The following is an 18,431-nucleotide window of genomic DNA, read 5'->3' as shown; positions in this document are numbered from 1 at the left end:
GCATTCACATCCTAATATAAAAATAGAGCCTGCTTGAGTCTCACAAACAGGCTCGTCGTATTAGGATTTCTTATACCAGCCGAGTCCCATCGCACCCTCACCGAGGTGGGTGCCGATCACCGGACCGAAGTAACTGACTTCGACCTCGACATTGTCGAATTGCTGTTCGATTTCCGCTTTCATCTGCTTCGCTTCTTCTTCGCGGTTGGCATGGATCATACACGCTTTGTACTGACCACCTTGCTTCACGTCTTCTTCAAAAAGCGATAAGATGCGCTTCAATGCTTTTTTGCGCGTACGGATTTTTTCAAACGGTACGATCTTCGTATCGACAAAATGAAGCACAGGCTTCACTTGAAGCAAGCTTCCGACAAAGGCTTGCGCCCCGTTCAATCGACCGCCGCGCTGCAGATGGCTTAGGTCGTCCGCCATGAAGTAAGCGCTCATCGACTCTTTCATTTCATCTAAACGGGCAAGAACCTGCTCCGGTGTCGCTCCGTTATTCGCAAGGTCCGCCGCTTCAAGGGCATAGAACCCTTGCATCATACAGCTCGTCTCGGAATCGAACGCATGCACGTCGATGCCGTCGACCATATCGCCCGCCGCCAAGATACCTTGATACGTGCCGCTGATACCGCTCGACAAATGAACCGCAATGACTGCATCGTAATCCGCAGCCAGCTCTTCCAGTTTTTCCGTCATAAGACCGATCGAAGGTTGAGACGTTTTCGGCAAGTCGCCGCCCTCTTTGACCATGTCATAAAAATCGTCCGCTAGTATATCGACTTCTTCCTGATACGATTCATGGCCGAAAATCACGTTCAATGGCACCATATGGATCTGCTTCTCTTTACGGATTTTCCTGGGTATGTATGCTGTACTATCCGTCAATACCGCCGTTTTCATACCATCTCACTCCTTCATGTGTGCTGATTTTTCTTTCAATATATGTATAGCTTTCTATTCTATGCGTTTCCTCTCATTTTACATGAAGCTTGTTCATTTTGCATCTGAATTCTAAGCATTTATCTACTATCCTCACATTAGGGTTAAGCACATTTACAAGTCTGCACTTCTTAAAAACCGTCTTAAGTCGGCACATAGAACGGTGTGAACTCACATTCTATATGGAAAAGGTTATATGGAGTTAATAATGACTGTTTCGATTCCCTCTCCCCTCTTAAACCGTTTTATCTCAAGAGATTCTGACCGTTTCGGCTTAGTTTAAGGCGTTCAAACCGCTATAAGAGAAGAAATCAAAAGGCCTGAAGAGTTCAACACCCTTCAGGCCCCGTCAACGACTAGATTACTTCAACCCAGCCATTTTTAATTGCTGTTACGACCGCTTGCGTACGGTCATTCACGTTCATTTTTTGCAAAATATTACTGACGTGGTTCTTGACGGTTTTTTCGCTGATATACAACGATTCCGCTACGCCACGGTTACTGTTTCCGTCCGCAAGAAGTTGAAGTACTTCACATTCGCGGCGAGTCAGTAAATGGAGAGGTTTGCGGTATTCGATGGTGCGGTAAGCATTGCTGCCGTTCGTTTCGGACAAACGACGGTATTCAGCAACGAGGTTATGCGTCACTTTCGGGTGAAGGTACGATCCGCCTTCACTGACGACTTTGATTGCTTCGATCAGGGCATCCGAATCCATCTCTTTCAACAAGTACCCCTGTGCACCCGTCTTCAGTGCATGGGTCACATAGTTCTCATCATCATGAATCGATAAAATGATCACTTTCATGTCAGGGAATTTCTTCGTGACTTCAGCTGTCGCTTCGACACCGTTCATGCTCGGCATATTGATGTCCATCAATACGACATCCGGCATATATTGTTCAATCAAGTGAACGGCGGAAGTACCGTCGTCCCCTTCTGCTACTACTTCAAAACTAGATTCAAAGTCTAATATTCTTTTAACGCCTTCACGGAATAATTTATGGTCATCAATCAGGACTATTCTTGTCGTCATGATTATTTCCTCCTATTTCTTTGCCTTTAGGGATTTTTTCCCCTAACCTATACTCTCTTTTTGATTTGTCTTTTCTATGTCATGTTTTCTCTCTATATACGGGAATACGAAAAGCCGTCTACGCTTTTCCATACCCACCTAATCCTTTTCCCATATTATAAACGATTCACGTCCATTTACATAGTTTTTCTATCATTAACCATTAATTGGTATTTGAATCGTGACAATCGTCCCTTCTCCTGGACTGGAGTCGATACTTAGTTCCCCGTCCAACATGTCCACACGTTCGCGCATGCCGACAAGGCCGAATGACTGATCTTTCTTCTCATTCAGGTCAAAACCTTTGCCGTCATCTTTTACAATAATCATAGTTGATTGTAACGTCATCTCCACCTTGACTTTGATATGAGAAGCTTCCGCGTGCTTCAGTGCGTTCTGGACGGATTCTTGCATCAACCGGAAAAGGGCCACTTCATATTTCGATTCCAACCGTCGTTCTTTCCCTAGTGACGTGAAGGAGATCGTTATATTCTTGTTGTAGTCTTCCATCGTTGCGATGTACTTCTTCAACGTTGGAATTAATCCAAGATCATCAAGGGCCATGGGACGGAGATCGTAAATGATACGACGCACTTCATAAAGTGCCGAACGAACCATTTTCTTCAGACTTCGCATCTCGACCATCGCTTCCTCTACACCACGTTCACGGTAGGTACGATCGACTAAATCGGACCTCAGCATGACGTTCGCCAACATTTGCGCCGGCCCGTCATGGATCTCGCGGGAGAGACGACGTCGTTCTTCTTCCTGCGCCTCAATGATTTTCAATCCGAATTGTTGCTTCTCTTTTGCATCTTCCAACGCATCACTGACATGTTTAAAATCTTCGGTTAAATAATTCAATACGACGGAAATTTTCCCGCCCAATGCTTCGGCACGATCGATGGTCTCTTCCAGCCCTCGCAACCTGACTTCTAAATCATCGCGCCGTACTCTTAGTTGCTTTTCTTTTTCACGGTTCATCGATAAATCCATTTGCAATCCGTGCGTCTGTTCATAGACTTTGCGAATGTCTTGTTCCGAATATTGCTGGAACTGTTTACTCACTTCAGATAAGCGCATGCGCGAGAACTTGACTTTCTGTTCTAGCTGATCGCCTTCATTGATGAGCGCATGGACTTGTTTCTTCGTTTCAACTAACTCATGGCTGAGCTTCTCAAATTCCGTACGTGAGTCTTCACTGATTTGAAAAATCTCATCCTTACTGTTTGTGACTGTATCCACCATTTCATTGATGATAAAGTCCAGTGCCTTATCTCCAAGTTTGTTTTCGCTCATGACAAGTCCCTCCATCAATATTCACACACACTCATTCGTTAGACCTAAGTCATTTTATGGGGGTGTTTATTATCCATATTTCGATTCTTTTTCTAAATTTCCTCCATTTGCCGAATCGCTTCGACGGTTATATAATTAGAGTTTAGGAGGTTGACCCATATGCTAGAAAGTTATTATACCGTAAAACCTGAGGGATCAGAAGAAGTGACCATACAAAAATCCCGCTTCATCGGCTATGTGAAGCGTTGTGAAACCGAAGAACAAGCGCAAGATTTCATACAATCTATCAAAAAGAAACATAATGATGCGACCCATAACTGCTCCGCCTATATGATCGGCGAGCATGACCTTATACAAAAAGCCAACGACGATGGTGAACCGAGCGGAACAGCAGGCGTCCCGATGCTGGAAGTTTTGAAACGAAAAGGCATCAAAGACACGGCCGTTGTCGTTACAAGATACTTCGGAGGCATCAAACTAGGTGCCGGCGGGTTGATTCGCGCGTATTCCGGTACGGCCTCACAAGCGATTGAAACGACAGGTGTCGTACGTCGTCAATTGATGAAAGAAATGAAAGTGACCGTCGCCTATCACCTGCTCGGTAAGCTTGAAAATGAAGTGCGTCAGTCCACTTATACACTTGAGACGATTAATTACTTAGAAAATGTGGAATTAATAATATATGTAGAAAGTGGTCAGGAAGAAGAATTCGAAAAATGGATCATTAATTTAACGAGCAATCAAGCGGAAATCACTCCAGGTGATTCATCTTATGTTGAATTCGATGTCACCTCAGAATGAAGGAGCATGAATCAACGATGAAAAACAAAACGCTTAAAATCATTCTTTGGACGCTCGCCTTTGTCTTACTTCTCGGCATCGGTACGGCAGCTGGCTATGCCGCTTACGTCACCGATCAGGTGAGACAGACCGCGACCGAGTCCCATGAAGAGCTCGACCGTGGTGAAAAATCTGAAAAACGCGTGGAAGTCGTCAACCCTGCCGATGACCATACGTCCGTCCTTTTTGTCGGAATAGATGACAGTCAAAAACGATCGAATGATGCAAATGGAAATCGGAATGCTTTGTCAGATGCACTCGTCCTAGCTACATTCAACGATGACAATAAAACCGTGAAAATGCTAAGCATCCCGCGAGACTCTTACACGTATATCCCGGAAGTCGGGTACAAAGACAAGATCACCCACGCCCATGCGTTCGGCGGCATCGATTCCACAGTAGAAACAGTCGAGCGTATGCTTGATGTCCCTGTTGATTATTATGTCCGACTGAACTTCAATTCTTTCACAGAAATTGTCGATTCTATGGGCGGTATTCAGTATGATGTGCCATTTGATATCTCAGAGAAGAACAGTCGCGACATGCACGGCGCGATAGAACTGGACGAAGGGTATCAAACTCTTAACGGAGAAGAAGCACTCGCTCTTGCCCGCACAAGAAAATACGATAGCGACCTCGCCCGTGGCCAACGACAAATGGAATTGATCCAAGAAATCGTCCGCCAGTCGATGACGACAAGCACGATCAACAATATCGGAGACATTCTCCAGTCGATCGAAGATAATTTAAGCACCAACTTAGCCTTCGATCAGATGATCGCCTTTAAAGAGTACTTCTTCCAAAAAGAAGGGCTAAGCTTTGATAAAATGCAGCTCGATGGAGAAGGTACGTACATCAATAACGTCTGGTACTTTGACGTCGAAAGCGATAGCCTAGATGAAACAAAAGACCAGTTACGCACACACCTTGGTTTAGACAGTCTCCAAGATGATGACGACGAGATAAATTCGTTCGCAGAAGATGATGATGAAAATGATTCGATGTGATAGATAGAAGCATGCAGGCCACTGACTTGCATGCTTTTTCAAAGCTTTTTTTAACGAGGCAGCATGCCAAAAGTGTGGAGAGGAATCTCCTCGTCACACTTTTAAGAATCATCTTCCATAAAAACTGAGGTGATCGCCTCTCTCTAAGCGCTTATGAAACGCTCCCTCCTTCAAAGACGCGGAGATACAGACTCTCTCTGCGCTTTCAGGCTACTCAACCACAAAAAAGTGTTCAGACTGACGTCACGGCAAAAATCCGTCCTACCAAAAAACGCCCTTGCTACTTTGCAAGGGCGTTCACTCATTATGGAGTTGTTTCCTCATCTACTGGATCTTCCGGATTGTCAGGTTCAGGATCTGTCCCTTCATCATCCGTGTTATCTTCGTCATCGTTCTCTTCCTCTTCTTGCTCTTTCTTCTCTTCTTCCGTCAAGAACTTCTCTTCGACCACATAGCCGTCTTCAAGCAACTTGCGATCATGACCACCAAGGAACTTGTCTGCACGGTACATGTAACCAGCGATTTTCTGTCCCCAGAATGGATCGGATGCATATTTAATATTCATCCCGCCTGACTTATCCCCAAGGTACGCACCGTAATACTTCCAGTTCACAGGGTTCAAGTATTCTTCGTCCAATACTTTTTTCGCAATAAAATCAATGCCAGACTCTAAAGATTCGAAGGTTTCCGCACTGTCATAAGCGCTCCCGTCGTAAGCTTTATATCCATACAAGTTATTTTTATCACGCGCAATATCACTTGTGCCCCACGCGCTTTCATGAATGGCATGAGCCATCAGATATAGAGCGTTGACATCATATTTCTCTTCAGCAGCAATGAAGGCTTCACCAAGACCTGCTAGTCGGTTCTCGTTATCATATGGATATTGTTCTTCCAAGAATTGATCCAATTGCTCTTCATTATAATGCGATTGTTTCGTCAAAAGAAGATCGTTGAAGAACTTCGCATCCTCCCAATTGAAGGACCCATCAGGGCTATAGACCTTTTCCCCCTCTTCTAGGTCAGCTGGGGCTTGTCCATAATTATAAGAGGGGCTGTAGCCGTTTAAGTAAAGGCGGTGATACAAGTCTCCTCCGACATTTTCATAATAGGATCCTCCCTCCTTAAATGGTTCAGGAACAAGCGCTGCACTATCATGATCAATGAAGTAAGTCTCTCCTGCGAGTACGACTTCAATCGAGTTCTCTGTCGAACGTACATACTCCATCTCGTTGCTGCCACTGACATAGCTGTATGCATCCTTTAATTGCTCGTCACTATACAAATAAGTGAATCCTTTCGAGAACAATTGACTCCCTTTTGGTGCCCACATCAGTTGTCCTTCGTGAATGACACCTTCTTTACCATCCTCCTGTTTCGCTTCAGCGACCGCTTCATCTAACGTATCGTATGACGAGGCAAGCTCCCAGTCTTTCGGCCCACTTTGCAATTTCACAATCTGATAAGCCTTCGATACGTTGAATGGCAGGATGATCGCCTTTTTCAACGTTTCTTCTCCTTGAACGGACGTCAAACCGTTCTTAATATGTAGCTCATACGCTTGATCGACCGTATACGGTTGAGCCGGTTCAATAACCAAATTCTCTCCATCATTGATCAGGTTAAGACTGACGTCAATCTTCTCTCCCGTTTCTGTGTTTTTTACAAACACACTTTCATCATTCACTGTTTCTTCAGTAATACTCGTATTAAACGTAATGTTCCACTCTTTATCTGGGGATACATTTAATCGATCTACCCAGGTCTCCACGTTCTCATCTGCAAAAGCTAATCCACTGAACGAACATATGGAAAAAGTGATCAAGATTACACTCATTAACCATTTTTTCAATTGTATTCCTCCCAAACTAGTAATCTACCAATTATTATATCGGTTCATGGAGGGCAATTAAATAGTCAAAAAGTTCATAAATACTTGGTTATGATACCAAAAGGTGGATATAGTAGAAGTTTGGCGAATATTACCCCGGAAATATTTATTTTGTAAGTCTGTAGAATGTTTGGTGGATCAGTCTGAAACAAAATTCGGACATTTGTTCGGGCTATTCGGACAAATGCGGCGCTTTTCAGGACATCGATGTTCGTAATCCGGACAAGCACCTCGCTTATTCAGACATTTGGTTCTAATTCCGACATTTGATAGCCTTTTTCGGACATCTACACCCACTATTCAGACAACCGCTCCGTTATTCCGGACACTAGCCCCTCCCCAACAACCGCGCAGAAACAAAAAAAGCTCTTCCAGAGGCATACTCCGGAAAAGCTCTATCGTTTATCGTCTCGTGCGATAATCCCTTATTAAATTCAATATCGGTTTATAATCTTTACCGATTAAACCAGTCATTTCAACAATCAGTTCAACCATCAAGACGAGGAAGGCGATGACGAAGATCGCGCCAAACATCGTAGCTTTCGTGAAGATGACAGCCGCTAAACTGAATAATGCGGCTACTGCATAAATCATTAAGACCGTTTCAGGGTGGCTGTAGCCTAAATTGATTAAGCAGTGGTGCAAATGTGATTTATCTGGTGCAGATAAAGGTTTACGCTGAATGATTCGTCGAACGATGGCAAATAGCGTGTCCGAAATCGGAACACCAAGAATAATGACAGGAATAATGAAAGAGAATAACGTAACGTTTTTAAACCCAAGCAGCGACAGCACACTGATCATAAAGCCTAAGAACAGTGCTCCTGTATCGCCCATGAAAATTTTCGCTGGGTAGAAGTTGTAAATAAGGAAACCAACTGTAGCACCAAGCATCATGAGTCCAGCAAATACAACGAAGACGTTCCCCATTGTAATCGCCATTCCGGAAATGGTCAGCAAGGCGATCGATGACACACCTGCAGCCAACCCGTCTAAACCGTCAATCAAGTTAATCGCGTTCGTTATGCCGACAATCCATAAGATGGTAATAGGAATACTTAAATAGCCGAAATCAATTTGACCGCCGAAAGGCAAGTTGATGAATTCGACGAGCACGCCACCGTTCACTACTACCCCAGCAGCAACCAATTGGCCGGCAAGTTTCAGCTTCGGTGACAATTCCATCATGTCATCCAAAACGCCTGTAATGATGATGATGGTCGCACCGATTAGAACGGGCCATGTCAAATCACTTTTCGGGAAGAAAATTAACATCCCGGCAGCAAAACTTAAGAATATCGCTAAACCGCCAAGTCGTGGCATGACGATTTTATGCACTTTTCGATGATTCGGTTGATCCGTCGCTCCAATTTTTATTGCGATTTTCTTTACGATTGGTGTAATTAGAATAGACGCAATAAAACAGAACAACAAGGCCTTATACTCCATAAAGACCCTCCTCAAGTTTAGTATGTCCTCACAGGCTTCCGTGTAAAGCAGATATATTTTTCCATACTTTTTTGTATAATTTTCATCATGTTGTAAATGCTAATCCTAGACGATTATAGCACAAGTTCCGCTATACAATAAGTAGTTTTTTACCTATAGTTCGTTAACCTTTAATGACAACTTCTAAACACATTTCATTAAGATGCAACAAAAATGTAAAAAAGATCCGTCGAATTATGTATATCTATTAGACGAATTGGCCAGACTAAAGTTTCATTATTTTAAAAGACCGGGTCAGTGCTGGCACACCACCCGGTCTTTCTGTATTTATTCAATCGGTGAAGCGTAGTAATTCTCAATGCCTTTCACGATGGCTTTGGCATAAATATCTCGGTAATAATCAGACAACAACGTTTCTGCATCTCCTGAGTTCGAAAGGAAGGCAAGCTCTACAAGAACGGAAGGTGCGAACGTATTACGAATGACATAAAAATCATTCCATGTGCCCAATTCACTTACTTTTACTCCTCGATCATTCAAACCAGTCATTTGAGCAATCTGTTCGTTAATTTTTTTCGCCAGAAGGCAACCTTCTTCTTTGTTGGATGTCTTCCCGCCATGGCACCACGTTTCGGTCCCATTGACGTTCGTATTCGTTGAGGCATTCGCATGAATACTGACAAACATATCATTATTATTGTCATCTGCATATTGCACACGACCGCCTAATGTTTGATACGTATCGTCGTCACGGGTCATAAGAGGTTGAGCCCCTTTTTGCTTCAAAAGGTCGTATACACGTTTTGATACATCCAAGACGATTTCTTTCTCCTGGCCACCATTTCCAACGGCTCCTGGATCATGTCCACCATGCCCCGGATCAAGGACGATAATTTGATCCTGCAACACGCCGCCTGTTGTAGAACGAAGCTTCATGTACGTTTTATGAACGTATGCCTTCTGACCATTATGCTGTATTTCAGCCCAGTATCCGTCAAAGTTATAAATATTGACGCGGTCTCCTTCAACCAACACGCCTACTTTCTCAGAACCACTCGTCGGCTCTTTGCGAATATTCAATGTATCGGATGTTACCGTACCATAGGAAACAATGTCTCCACCTGGGTCTGGAGCTAACACGTCACGTTCTGTAATGAATGTCTTCACATAACGATCTTGCATCTTCACCCCAGATGTGAATTCAATTGTCTTCCCGACATAAAGCTTGTATTGCTCTCCGCCTCTATATCCTTCTTCAGGAGACGGGACTACAACCGTATTCTTGTCTTTAACATAAGCATCAGGCACGTTCACTGTCTGCCCGAATGAATCTTTCACGACAATATTGACACTACTGAGACTTTCCTCGACGATTTCGACACCTTCATTAAACTGTATTTCCCATTCCTTGTTTACACTCACTCCGTCAGCTTCTCCCATATTGATATGAGTCACTTCAGCTTGAGCCATAACCGGAAATACCAAAAACATCAATAACGACAAGAGCAAGACAGTCGATCTTCGTGTTGTCATCCTAATCCCTCACCTTTTTTTATTTGTAGACATGCTTGTCTTTAAAAAGACCAGACAACTCTCCTTTGTCTGGTCTCGTTGCATTTTTACTGAACTGGTTCTTTGTAATAATTTTCAATACCCGTCGCAATGGCTTGTGCATATAAATCGCGATAATAATCGGACATCAATTTCTCAGCATCGCCATCGTTCGTTAGGAAGCCCATTTCGACTAAAACAGAAGGTGTGTGCGTGTTACGGATAACGTGGAAATCCCCGAATCCTCCACGGGTTCCTTCGACTACACCTCGATCATACATACCAACGAGATCAACGATTTGTTCATGGATCTTCTCAGCTAGTAAACATCCCTCTTCTACATTGGATGTTTTATCAACATAGCAGAAACTTTCTGTACCGTGAGCACTTTCAACGTAAGCGTTCGTATGGATACTTACGAAAAGGTCCCCCATCTGCTTGTCCCCATACTCGACACGCTCAGATAGCTCTAAGAAGGTATCATCCGTACGAGTCATCCGAACATCGGCACCTTTTTCTTCTAATATGTCATAAACACGTTTCGATACGTCTAAGTTAATATCCTTTTCAAAACCGCCGTGATCTGAAGCCCCATTATCATGATCGCCATGACCGGGATCGAGAACGATGATTTGATCTTGTAAAACGCCGCCTGTTAAAGCGCGAAGCTTCATATAGGTCTTATGGACATATCCAATTTCACCATTGTGACGAATTTGAGCCCAGTACCCTTCAAAACCGTAAATCTCTACACGATCACCTTCGACATATTGTCCAAGTTTCTCTGCACTTCCATCTGGACCTTTACGGATATTTAACGTATCGGATGTTACGGTTCCGTATGACACTACATCTTCACCTGGAGCTGGTGGATCTAAAATTTCTCGTTCTGTGTAAAATGTCTTCATATAACGATCGCTCATATTTACGCCTGATTTAAATTGAATGGATTTACCAACGTAAAGTTTATACTTTTGACCACCTTGGTATCCATTTTCAGGAGCAGGTACGACAATTGTATTTTTATTTTTCAAATAGGCGTCCGGTACATCTACCGTCTCACCATTGGAATCTTTCACAACAATGTTCACATCGCTTAAGCTGTCCTCAACGACCTCGACACCTTCATTGAACTGTACTTCCCATTCCTTATGTACTCCGACACCGTCAGCTTCCCCCATATTTATGTGGGTGACCTCGGCTTTAGCAACTGACGGAAACAACATCAAAACCAACAAACCGACAAATGCGACGACGGACCTTCTAGTTGTCATTGCTTTTCCTCCTATTACTTGTAATTCCACTGACTATAATGAATTTCCAATAGTATGCAATTTTCACTTCTCTTAGAATACCATGATACCGACCGGGATTTCTATACGTATAAGTAGATTTAGTAAAAAAGATAGGGGATTTTGTCAAGAGAAGGGCCTTCCCTCCTGAAAACCTTCCTCATAGTCTAGTAACTCGACACAAATTCATGATAAACTAATATTTGGTGATTACTACTTCAAGGAGCGTCAAAACTATGATTGATTCAATGAAGAAAGTGTTCGGAGACAAGACCGAGCGACAGTTGAAAAAATATAGAAAATCAGTCGAGCACATCAACGGATGGGAAGCTGAAATCAAACAGCTGACAGATGATGGGCTACGTCAAAAAACGACAGAGTTTCAAGAGAAATTGGCAAATGGTGCTTCCATTTACGATATTCAATATGAAGCCTTCGCCGTAGTGCGTGAAGCATCACAGCGTGTCATCGGGTTGCGACATTTCGATGTCCAATTGATCGGTGGCCTCGTTCTCACAGAAGGTAATATTTCAGAAATGCCTACAGGAGAAGGGAAAACCCTCGTCGCCTCTCTTCCTAGTTACTTGCGTGCGTTGGAAGGAAAAGGCGTTCACGTCATCACAGTGAATGAATACCTGGCTCGCCGTGACTTTGAGACGATTGGTCCGATTCACGAATTCCTAGGATTAGAAGTTGGGTTGAATGTCCCTCAAATCAGTCCGGAAGAGAAGAAACAAGCCTACAAAGCCGATATCACATATGGAATCGGGAATGAATTCGGCTTTGATTTCTTGCGTGACAATATGGCTCAACAAAAAGATCAGCAAGTTCAACGCCCGTACCACTATGCCATTATCGATGAGATTGATAGTGTGCTGATCGACGAGGCGAAAACCCCTCTGATCATCGCTGGAAAAACGATGGCTAGTGCGAACTTACATAAAGTTTGTGCAAAGCTCGGGCGTTCATTTAAAGAAGATGAAGACTATACGTTTGATAAACAAACCAAAGGTGTCAGCTTGACAGAACAAGGAATGTCCAAAGTAGAACGTGCCTTTGGTATCCAAAACCTATTCGACCTTGAGCACCAGACCCTTTATCATTACGTCATCCAAGCTGTACGTGCGCATGTCATGTTCGAACGCGACGTCGATTATATCGTGCACGAAGGTGAAGTGAAGTTGATCGACATGTTCACAGGCCGCATGATGGAAGGCCGCACGCTATCTGACGGACTTCACCAAGCGATTGAAGCAAAAGAAGGCTTGGAAATTACGGAAGAAAACAAAACCCAAGCTTCCATCACGGTTCAAAACTACTTCCGTATGTACCCGGTTCTATCAGGGATGACTGGTACAGCGAAGACGGAAGAAAAGGAGTTCCAAACGGTTTATGGCATGGATGTCATCAAGATTCCGACGAACAAACCGATCGCCCGTGTTGATCAACCTGATAAAGTCTATATGACCAAAGAACAAAAGTATAAAGCGATGGTTGATGAAGTGAAAGAGCGTCATGCAACAGGACAACCGATTTTGATCGGTACGACCTCCATCCTTCAATCAGAAAAAATCGCTGATTACTTAGAAGAAGAAGGAATCGCCTTCGAGCTATTGAATGCTAAGAGTGTCGAACAAGAAGTCCGCTTGATTTCACTTGCCGGTCAGAAAGGCAACATCACGATTGCAACGAATATGGCTGGTCGAGGCACCGACATCATGCTAGGTGAAGGTGTGGCCGAGCTAGGCGGTTTACACGTTCTTGGTACAGAGCGCCACGAAGCGCGCCGTATTGATAACCAGCTGAAAGGCCGTTCCGGACGCCAAGGTGATCCTGGTTCCACACAGTTCATCATTTCGATTGATGATGATATGATGCACCGCTTCGCAGAGGAAGAAGTCGAACGGAAGAAAAAATCGATCAAAACCGATGACAACGGACTCGTGCTCAATAAGGACTTGACGAAATTCATCGATACCGTCCAGAAAATCAGTGAAGGTAGTAACTACAACATCCGTGAGTTCACCTTGAAACTCGACGACGTCGTGAACGATCAGCGAGAGGTCGTCTATGAACTTCGCGACCGTTTACTAGAGGACGATGATATCATCAAACTCGTTTCTCCTATGATCCCGTCCTACTTCGATCAATTGATTGATAAGTACTGTCCAGAGACCATCGTTCCGGAAGACTGGCCACTGGATCAGGTAGAAACAGAATTGAACCGCGCGGCACCAAGTGTTCAAACCAAACTTACTGAGAAGAAAATGGAAAGCATCGAAGACGTTCGAGCATACGTACAAGAGGTAGCGGGCGCATATCAAGGACAGCTCGAATCCTTCCAAGAACACCGCATGCTCCAAAACCGTCTGAGACAAGCAGCCCTCGCTGTTCTCGATCAGCAGTGGATTCGACACTTGGAAATGATGAACCGTTTGAAAGAAGGCGTCGGCATCAGGCAGTATCAACAAGAAGACCCTCTTCGCCTCTATCAAAATGATGGCCTGGACGTGTTCAATCACACGTATTTCGAAATGAAAAAAGGCATGATCCTTCAGTTAGCACGCTTCGTTCAAGCGATCTATCAACGAAAAGACCGAAAAACGAAGGAGAGTCGATGATGTTTAACTTATTCAAAAAGAAGAAAACAGAAGAAACGGAATCCACGAACTCCGACGGATCTACGGTTTCCGCTTCGGAATTGTTTGAAGGCGAACAGCAGGCACAGTCTGATGAACTCGTCGAAACCGAACTTTCCATGCATCCGAATTGGAGACTGAGCGAGGAAGAAACGTACGTCTATCAATTTATGAACAACGACAACCCACCACTCAAACCAGGACAGATCTCGCTCGCTGGCTATGAAATGAAAATTCTTGATCCAGAAGTTGCTGTAGGCGCCTTTGTCCGGAACTCACTGGATAAGAAGATTTCATTCCAAAAAACGAACCTGCTCCTCGTGAGTGAAGACGGGCAAAAGCTTGCGCGCAAAGAATTCGACCTTTCTGATCTAGGCGAACTGCCTGCCCAATCCAGCCGACCATCTGCCTTCATCTTTAACAAGAATGATTTACTCGTTCCGATTGAAGAGATTCCGACCGAGGGATGGAAGCTTGCGTTTGAACTTCGTAAAACACCACGCAAGCATGCGTTAGACCTTGCGGAGAGCTGGCAGAAGTCTATGGCAGAAAGTGACATTACAAAGCTCGAACAATTCGTCGAGAACTTGAATGCACCAAAAGCCGGAGAAGTGAACTTCTTAGGTGTCAAGCTGATTGAGTCCGATGAAGGAAACTTGCACGTCACGATGCTGATCCGTAACGGCAGTGAGAAGAATTTGAACCTTCAGCAACTCCCGCTTCAAATCGAAGATGCGAACGGAGACATTGTGGCTCGAGGTGGATTCAAGCTAGAAGACTTCGAAGTCAAAGCGAATACGAGTAAACCATGGACATTCATTTTCCCGAAAGACATGGTTCTGAAAGAAGATTACGACCTGAGTCGCTGGAAAGCTTACCCGATTCAGAATCAGTAGTGTCTTTGAAAGGGAGAAGTTAGCTGCGGCTATCTTCTCCTCTTTTTTATGGGCGGAGGAGGGGCGGTGTCCGAATTAGTGCGTCATTTGTCCGGATTATCGATACGGGTGTCCGATTTCCTGTTCCCTTTGTCCGAAAAAGCTCGAAATGTCCGAATTACCATACCAACTGTCCTAATAGTTCCAGCAATTGTCCGATATGATAAACCGTTTGTCCGAATCAGCCCCCCTAACCTTACTACATCAGCCAGTTGTAAATAAAAATAAGGCGACATCCGATACACTTCCCTCGGATGTCGCCTTATTCGATCATTACTTCTTTTCGTATTGCTGCTCCAGATTGTACTTAAGTATATCGTAAACGTTGACGCTGTAACCCTTCGCATTGTTCTCAGCTTGATTCAGCTGATGCAAGAAGAAATTCGATGCTAAGGACATAAACGCACTTTTACTTACACCTAGCTCTTCAGTCTTATTTCCTATTTTATGATATAAGTCTTCTTCAAGACGGACACTCATTTGCTTTTTCTTCATTTCTCAAAAACCTCCTCACATTATCATAAGTCTTTCTATAAGTCTTGTAAAGAGCTCTTACCTTGTATTCTAGGCAACTTGAACTACTAGACACTCCGCTCTCTAGATTTTCAATAAAAGGCGCGCCAAACTTGGCGCGCCCTCTCTTTTCTATTATCTTGTCATAAACCTCATTGTTCTTGATTCTTTCAATTTCAGACCATAGGCAGACTCTAAATCATCTGTGACCACGAGCTCGAATAAGTGGTCCTTAAGGAAGTTTCCGTCCTTGGCTGAAATCGAAGCGATGCGTTTCGTTGCATCAAGCTCAATATTCACCGGTACTTTGTTCCCTAAGTGATTGGTGACATAAATGTTTTCAGATGTAAACGTATCTTCATCCATTCTTGTATTGAACGTCACTTCCCACGTTTTGTTTGTAGGATGAATATTGTATTCAGGAAGGTTCATCGCTTCCACATCATCTGTAGAATCATCATAAAAGGCTTTTAGCTGATCGAAGAACAGCACGTTTTTGTCCTTCTCTGACTCTGTCGTTTCCGCTAAATAAATCTGATCCAGCTCAAGAGGCAAGGTTGTTGAAGATGGTAGATCCGCTTCAACGTACTTCCATCCCTTCCAGTTCAGCTGATCTTCTTCCGTAAAGTTGATGGCGTATTTTTGACCGGCTCCATCTACGATTCTAGCACGCAGCCAATGATCTGCGTCATCTCCGTACACCCATAAACCAAGGTGATTAGGCTTACCAGGGATATCAATTCCACCACGAGGGACCGCATACGTCGCGGCTGTGCCTGACTCTCCTACACGGAAGTTGTAATCGAACCGTAGAGACGAGCTACCTTCCGCAATCGGCTCAAACCCTTGAGCCGCGCGAACCTGTCCCCATGCACGAGCTTCTTGAACCGACCATAGATCTGCATTATCAAAGTCAGATAAGACAACGGTCTCTCCACCGACTTGAACGTCCGCAGAAACCGATTGGCCATTAATCGTCGCCGTCACGCTTCCTGTTGACGCTTGGCTAGATGATGTCAGTGTTCCATCTGCATCGATGGCACCGACGTCCGTCGACCATTCTACTGCATTTTCCGGAAGAATGATCGCGTTACCTTGAGCATCCTTCGCCTCAAAATTAAACGTTTGTTGTGTACTCGTACCGATTTGCAAATTGTTCGGTGATACAGAGAAGTTATCAATCTCGTCGACAACCGTGACTTCTTTCTTCTCGACAGCGTCTTCATACGTAGCTACGATATGTCCTGTCCCCGCCTGTTCCGCGACAAAGGTTGTGCCGTCCATCCGGCCGACATTCCCTTCGACAGACCAATCGATATCGCTAGCATCCACATCCTCTAAGTACGTGAAGTACTCATCAAGAACGTAACTGACGCCTACATTTATAGAGGCACCTTCTAATAGTAAGCCCTGCTGATCTTTATAAAAACTAATATCAGCAGCACGCTCATCCGGATTCTCTATCACGGCCATGAGAGAAGTCGAAATACTTCGCTCCACACCGTCGGAAGGATTGTTCATAATGGAAGGATAAATGTACGCTTTTTTACGCGCGACCATCTCAGTCGACCCTCCACCATCCAGGTTAATAGCATTATAGACTCCTAGACTTTGAAGATATCTGGCGAAGTCATCCAAGCGCATTCCGTCCGCAATTCCACTTCGTCCATCAACCGTAACAAAATAAACTTTGCTTCCATCCGCATTGGTGCCGACAGCCGTATGAGGCTGAGGCAGCGTCACTTTAGGACTGGTTAGATCAATCGATAAATCGACTTGTCCATTTTGAACGAGCAAAGGTCCACTTGCGAGCATGAACTCTGAATCATCCCATGGATCATTGATATCAATTGAAAATTCAATGTTATCCCCAGGGCGTAAATCTGTATAGTCGCTTGCTATTTCTCTACCAAATGAAAGAACAAAACCATCATCCGGAATCTCAGCCCAATCTCTGTTCCCGTAACTTCTTACGGCAGATACTGTTCCTTCGATGGTATCCCCGAACTCGACTTCTCCCCCATCAAGAGGTTGATCTACACCCGTGACGACAACTTCATAGCCATAAGGGTTAGTCTTTGTGAATTCCTGTCCGTATGAGCTCGTGTAGACGATCACTTCATCTGAGCCACGGGACGTATTCATCGAATCGACTACTGTTGTTTCACGGTCATGTTCGAACTCCATCTCCAGTTCGTATGTACCTGTCATCGCATCGCCATTCTCATTCATACCGAAGGCGGCTGGTGTGTACATAAAGTCATTCGACTTTTGAGAGATCGCTCCCATATTGATGATTCGTTGATCTTTCGAAACAAAATAAGCCGGATTCTTCGTTAGAAAGTGAAAGAAGGATCCGTTGATTCCTCCAACGACCCGGTTGCCTTCTCCACTTACCGCCTGGGTTTGATTTGTTAATGTATCCAATGACGGATAAGGTGTCGGCAGACCCAGCTGTACCGTTGTGTATTGATCGGAGACATCGATCTCCATTACATTGGCCATTTGATCGATGCTTCCACTATTTTGTTTTTGTTGCTTATATGTAACAGATGGTGCTGGTTGAAAAGAATCTATCGTTTTCAAGTCATAGGTTGCGGCATTGGCCGGGGCCACCCCTGTAAAAATCATTCCAAAAGCAAAAACAGATGCGAGAGCCTTTTTGATGTTCCTCTTTTGATTGCTCATACGTTCCTCCCCAAATTTCTTAAAAAAATCGCTCGTACTATGACAGTATAAATCATTTAGTAGTGGAAATTTAGAGAAAATAGTCGGATATTGGGATTTTTTCTCTATTATGTCTTCCTACCTATTCCCATATTTTATCAAAATCGAACCACTTTCTACATATTATTAATCATTTTTAAAAGATTGATAAAAAATAGTTTGTCTCATATACTATCCTAAATAAAAGGCCACCTTCATATGTAAACGCTCGCTCTTCTTATGGCTACGACATGCATAAGAAGCATGAACTCTTATGCATTAAAAAAAGCC

At 43.9% G+C, this 18,431-nt stretch carries 13 protein-coding genes; 4 read left to right on the top strand and 9 right to left on the bottom strand.

The features are described from left to right. Positions 1–60 precede the first annotated feature (60 nt). The 3 genes from H0266_RS11685 to H0266_RS11675 all read right to left on the bottom strand — a co-directional run bounded on the left by H0266_RS11685 (position 61) and on the right by H0266_RS11675 (position 3,317). Complete coding sequence (locus H0266_RS11685; protein ID WP_181472555.1) at positions 61–906, bottom strand: DegV family protein; 846 nt, start codon at positions 904–906, stop codon at positions 61–63. Positions 907–1,301: 395 nt separating this feature from the next. Continuing rightward, positions 1,302–1,979 (bottom strand): response regulator, encoded by a 678-nt coding sequence (locus tag H0266_RS11680; RefSeq protein ID WP_181472554.1) that lies wholly within the window; start codon positions 1,977–1,979, stop codon positions 1,302–1,304. A 195-nt stretch (positions 1,980–2,174) separates the two neighbouring features. Further along, entirely contained in the window at positions 2,175–3,317 is a 1,143-nt protein-coding gene (locus tag H0266_RS11675; RefSeq protein ID WP_181472553.1) for a sensor histidine kinase, read from the bottom strand. Between the two features lie 159 nt (positions 3,318–3,476). Here H0266_RS11675 and H0266_RS11670 point away from each other — a divergent pair, with 159 nt between their 5' ends. Both H0266_RS11670 and H0266_RS11665 read left to right on the top strand, forming a co-directional pair. Further along, positions 3,477–4,118, top strand: a complete 642-nt coding sequence (locus tag H0266_RS11670; protein ID WP_181472552.1) for a YigZ family protein — start codon at positions 3,477–3,479, stop codon at positions 4,116–4,118. Between the two features lie 17 nt (positions 4,119–4,135). Continuing rightward, complete coding sequence (locus tag H0266_RS11665) at positions 4,136–5,164, top strand: LCP family protein (RefSeq protein WP_181472551.1); 1,029 nt, start codon at positions 4,136–4,138, stop codon at positions 5,162–5,164. 304 nt (positions 5,165–5,468) lie between these two features. Here H0266_RS11665 and H0266_RS11660 read toward each other — a convergent pair whose 3' ends face one another. The 4 genes from H0266_RS11660 to H0266_RS11645 all read right to left on the bottom strand — a co-directional run bounded on the left by H0266_RS11660 (position 5,469) and on the right by H0266_RS11645 (position 11,329). After that, on the bottom strand, positions 5,469–7,016 hold the full coding sequence (locus H0266_RS11660) for a glucosaminidase domain-containing protein (RefSeq protein ID WP_181472550.1): 1,548 nt from the start codon (positions 7,014–7,016) through the stop codon (positions 5,469–5,471). A 441-nt stretch (positions 7,017–7,457) separates the two neighbouring features. Further along, the gene (locus H0266_RS11655) at positions 7,458–8,504 is read right to left on the bottom strand and encodes a glycosyltransferase family 4 protein (RefSeq protein ID WP_181472549.1); all 1,047 of its coding nucleotides are present in this window, start codon (positions 8,502–8,504) and stop codon (positions 7,458–7,460) included. Between the two features lie 327 nt (positions 8,505–8,831). Further along, positions 8,832–10,037 (bottom strand): N-acetylmuramoyl-L-alanine amidase family protein, encoded by a 1,206-nt coding sequence (locus H0266_RS11650; protein WP_181472548.1) that lies wholly within the window; start codon positions 10,035–10,037, stop codon positions 8,832–8,834. 86 nt (positions 10,038–10,123) lie between these two features. After that, positions 10,124–11,329 (bottom strand): N-acetylmuramoyl-L-alanine amidase, encoded by a 1,206-nt coding sequence (locus tag H0266_RS11645; RefSeq protein WP_181472547.1) that lies wholly within the window; start codon positions 11,327–11,329, stop codon positions 10,124–10,126. Positions 11,330–11,583: 254 nt separating this feature from the next. Between H0266_RS11645 and secA2 the strand changes: the two genes are divergently transcribed. Beyond that, the gene (secA2, locus tag H0266_RS11640) at positions 11,584–13,968 is read left to right on the top strand and encodes an accessory Sec system translocase SecA2 (RefSeq protein WP_181472546.1); all 2,385 of its coding nucleotides are present in this window, start codon (positions 11,584–11,586) and stop codon (positions 13,966–13,968) included. Then, a complete protein-coding gene (locus H0266_RS11635; RefSeq protein WP_181472545.1) occupies positions 13,968–14,882 on the top strand; it encodes an accessory Sec system S-layer assembly protein in 915 nt (304 codons plus the stop codon). The genes secA2 and H0266_RS11635 overlap by 1 nt, the downstream gene beginning before the upstream one ends. Positions 14,883–15,194: 312 nt before the next feature. On the opposite strand, the gene H0266_RS11630 is transcribed toward H0266_RS11635, so the two are convergent. Further along, positions 15,195–15,416, bottom strand: a complete 222-nt coding sequence (locus tag H0266_RS11630) for a hypothetical protein (protein WP_181472544.1) — start codon at positions 15,414–15,416, stop codon at positions 15,195–15,197. Positions 15,417–15,569: 153 nt separating this feature from the next. Beyond that, the gene (locus H0266_RS11625; protein WP_181472543.1) at positions 15,570–18,122 is read right to left on the bottom strand and encodes a phosphodiester glycosidase family protein; all 2,553 of its coding nucleotides are present in this window, start codon (positions 18,120–18,122) and stop codon (positions 15,570–15,572) included. Positions 18,123–18,431: the final 309 nt, after the last annotated feature.

It is taken from the genome of Halobacillus locisalis (genome assembly GCF_013694105.1).
In the GTDB taxonomy this organism is placed as follows: Bacteria; Bacillota; Bacilli; order Bacillales; family Halobacillaceae; genus Halobacillus; species Halobacillus locisalis.
The sequence above is the reverse complement of the archived record's forward strand: the minus strand, read 5'-3'. Positions and strand labels throughout refer to the sequence as shown.